Raw genomic sequence first — 3,346 nt, 5'->3', positions numbered from 1 at the left:
GCCCTGTTTTCCCGGGCTCAGACAGCAAAACCCCGCCTGTGAGGTGTCACGGGCGGGGTTTTGTTTGGGGTGTGAAGAAGTGTTTTGCTGTGCTTAGCAGGCCTGGCAGCGACCTACTCTCCCAGGTCTTGAGACATAGTACCATCGGCGCTGAGGAGTTTAACGGCCGAGTTCGGGATGGGATCGGGTTGGGGCTCCTCGCAATGGCCACCAGGCCGGCGAAGCACAGCAATTTACGAAGCAAGGACCCGTTTGGGTCGGCGCGTTAGCGCCTGGTCTTTGGATGTCTTTGATCCTGATGGGATGGCCATCGAGGATGAGAACGATCAAGCCAATCGAACGATTAGTACCGGTAAGCTCAATATGTTGCCATACTTACACACCCGGCCTATCAACGTGGTCGTCTTCCACGGTTCTCAAGGGAATACTCGTTTTGAGGTGGGTTTCCCGCTTAGATGCTTTCAGCGGTTATCCCGTCCGTACATAGCTACGCTGCACTGCGGCTGGCGCCACAACAGCTCCACCAGAGGTACGTTCATCCCGGTCCTCTCGTACTAGGGACAAATCCTCTCAATATTCCTACACCCACGGCAGATAGGGACCGAACTGTCTCACGACGTTCTGAACCCAGCTCACGTACCACTTTAATCGGCGAACAGCCGAACCCTTGGGACCTGCTCCAGCCCCAGGATGTGATGAGCCGACATCGAGGTGCCAAACGATGCCGTCGATATGGACTCTTGGGCATCATCAGCCTGTTATCCCCGGCGTACCTTTTATTCGTTGAGCGATGGCCCGTCCACGTGGGACCACCGGATCACTATGGCCGACTTTCGTCTCTGCTCGACTTGTCAGTCTCGCAGTCAGGCGGGCTTATGCCATTGCACTCGACGACCGATTTCCGACCGGTCTGAGCCCACCATCGCGCGCCTCCGTTACTCTTTGGGAGGCGACCGCCCCAGTCAAACTGCCCACCATGCAATGTCCCGGATCCGGATGACGGACCGCGGTTAGACATCCATATCTATAAGGGTGGTATTTCAAGGATGGCTCCACGAGAGCTGGCGCCCTCGCTTCAAAGCCTACCACCTATCCTACACATACCGACACGAATGCCAGTGCAAAGTTGCAGTAAAGGTGCACGGGGTCTTTCCGTCTGACCGCAGGAACCCCGCATCTTCACGGGGAATTCAATTTCACTGAGTCTATGCTGGAGACAGCGGGGAAGTCATTACGCCATTCGTGCAGGTCGGAACTTACCCGACAAGGAATTTCGCTACCTTAGGACCGTTATAGTTACGGCCGCCGTTTACCGGGGCTTCGATTCAAAGCTTGCACCTCTCCTCTTAACCTTCCGGCACCGGGCAGGCGTCAGACCCTATACGTCATCTTGCGATTTCGCAGAGCCCTGTGTTTTTGCTAAACAGTTGCCACCCCCTGGTCTGTGCCCCTCCACACTGGTTGCCCAGAATGGAGGCCTCCTTATCCCGAAGTTACGGAGGTAAATTGCCGAGTTCCTTCAGCATAGTTCTCTCAAGCGCCTTGGTATACTCTACCAGTCCACCTGTGTCGGTTTCGGGTACGGTCTATGTTGTGGGAGCTATTTCCTGGAACCCCTTCGAAGCCAGAACAGAACCAATTCGTCTGACAACACACGGGATTCGTCACTACCCACAGGCTCAGGAATATTCACCTGATTCCCATCGACTACGCCTTTCGGCCTCGCCTTAGGGGCCGGCTAACCCTGCGCAGATTAGCTTTACGCAGGAACCCTTGGACTTTCGGCGACAGTGTCTCTCACACTGTTTGTCGTTACTCATGTCAGCATTCGCACTTCCGATACCTCCAGAGGCCCTCACGGGTCCTCCTTCGCAGGCTTACGGAACGCTCCGCTACCGCTCATCCGAAGATGAACCCTAAGCTTCGGCGCGTGGTTTGAGCCCCGTTACATTTTCGGCGCAAGAATCCTAGACCAGTGAGCTGTTACGCTTTCTTTAAAGGATGGCTGCTTCTAAGCCAACCTCCTGGTTGTTTTCGGACTCTCACATCCTTTCACACTTAACCACGACTTGGGGGCCTTAGCTGTAGGTCAGGGTTGTTTCCCTCTCGACGACGGACGTTAGCACCCGCCGTCTGTCTCCCGCGCAGTACTTCCAGGTATTCGGAGTTTGGTTAGGTTTGGTAAGATGGTAAATCCCCCTAGCCCATCCAGTGCTCTACCCCCTGGAGTATTCACGCGAGGCACTACCTAAATAGTTTTCGCGGAGAACCAGCTATTTCCGAGTTTGATTGGCCTTTCACCCCTAGCCACAAGTCATCCGAGACCTTTTCAACGGGCACCGGTTCGGTCCTCCAGTGCGTGTTACCGCACCTTCAACCTGCTCATGGCTAGATCACTCGGCTTCGGGTCTAATCCGACGAACTGAACGCCCTGTTCAGACTCGCTTTCGCTGCGCCTACACCTATCGGTTTAAGCTTGCTCGCCAGACTAAGTCGCTGACCCATTATACAAAAGGTACGCAGTCACCCAGGACGAACCTTGGGCTCCTACTGTTTGTAGGCATCCGGTTTCAGGAACTCTTTCACTCCCCTTGTCGGGGTGCTTTTCACCTTTCCCTCACGGTACTTGTTCGCTATCGGTCGCTGAGGAGTACTTAGGCTTGGAGGGTGGTCCCCCCATGTTCAGACAGGATTTCTCGTGTCCCGCCTTACTCGAGGATGAATGATTGCATTACGTGTACGGGGCTATCACCCACTAAGGCTCGGCTTTCCTGACCGATTCCACTTGTCGCACATTCACCACTGGCCTGGTCCGCGTTCGCTCGCCACTACTAACGGAGTCTCTGTTGATGTCCTTTCCTCCGGGTACTTAGATGTTTCAGTTCCCCGGGTTCGCTTCAAACCCCTATGGATTCAGGATTTGATACCTTCATCTGACAACTGGAATTCCAAAGCCTCAGCGCACCGGATCGCTCCAGCGCGGCAAGACTTCAGAGTCCCAGTCGTCGAAGGTGGGTTTCCCCATTCGGAAATTCACGGATCAAAGCTTGTTCGCAGCTCCCCGTGACTTATCGCAGCGTACCACGTCCTTCATCGCCTCTCAGCACCAAGGCATCCACCGAATGCCCTTAAGACACTTGATCGTTCTCATCTTCGATACCCACCCCATGGAACTCTCAACACGAACCGGGCTCCGTCCGGGTGTGCAACCCGAGCGGCGGTTCGTGGGGGCGTGGCGGTTTTGAGAGACCCGCCACACGGTATCAAAGCTATTTCTAAAGACCAGCTTGCTTCGCAGTTGTTCGAGGACGGTGCGGTCACGCTCCCGCCGGGCACGTCCACGGTT

At 55.2% G+C, this 3,346-nt stretch carries 2 rRNA genes; both read right to left on the bottom strand.

From position 1 onward, the window contains the following. Nucleotides 1-100: 100 nt before the first annotated feature. A 5S ribosomal RNA gene (rrf, locus tag J2S75_RS22395) occupies nt 101-215 on the bottom strand. Between the two features lie 107 nt (nt 216-322). Then, nucleotides 323-3,143, bottom strand: a 23S ribosomal RNA gene (locus J2S75_RS22390). Between the last annotated feature and the right edge of the window lie 203 nt (nt 3,144-3,346).

Origin of the sequence: Ancylobacter polymorphus, from assembly GCF_030813495.1 — a bacterium.
In the GTDB taxonomy this organism is placed as follows: Bacteria; Pseudomonadota; Alphaproteobacteria; order Rhizobiales; family Xanthobacteraceae; genus Ancylobacter; species Ancylobacter polymorphus.
This window is presented reverse-complemented; position numbering and strand designations above follow the sequence as displayed.